Origin of the sequence: Bacteroides sp. 51 (assembly GCF_010500965.1) — a bacterium.
GTDB lineage: Bacteria > Bacteroidota > Bacteroidia > Bacteroidales > Bacteroidaceae > Bacteroides.
On sequence record NZ_QVMI01000209.1, the window covers coordinates 1 to 302 of the forward strand.

Below are 302 nucleotides of genomic sequence, written 5' to 3' on the forward strand. Positions count from 1 at the left end.
CAAGACTGAAGAAGAAAAAGTTTTCTATATCCTTTTAGCTTACAAGGAGAAATTAAAATATAGAGAATTGCGCCGTCAGATAGAATCAAGTGTCTATATTGCCGGGGTTGTTGGTTCCATAGATATTCTGGTACGAATAGTTTTTGCCGTTGGCCATGGGAAACATTTCCATGTATTCCATCCGCTGGATAATTGATTTTGTAACTCTTTGTATTTCTGTTCCGGTGTCCTTTGCTTACGTGCGACTTCTAAGACCGCTTTTTTGTCATTGCTTAACAACAGTCTTTCATACAATCCCGAAT

At 38.1% G+C, this 302-nt stretch carries 1 protein-coding gene; it reads left to right on the forward strand.

Going from position 1 to position 302, the window contains the following annotated elements:
* Positions 1–196 (forward strand): DUF1016 domain-containing protein (locus tag D0T87_RS24080; RefSeq protein WP_163178722.1); only part of this gene is annotated, 196 nt, incomplete at its 5' end.
* Positions 197–302 lie beyond the last annotated feature (106 nt).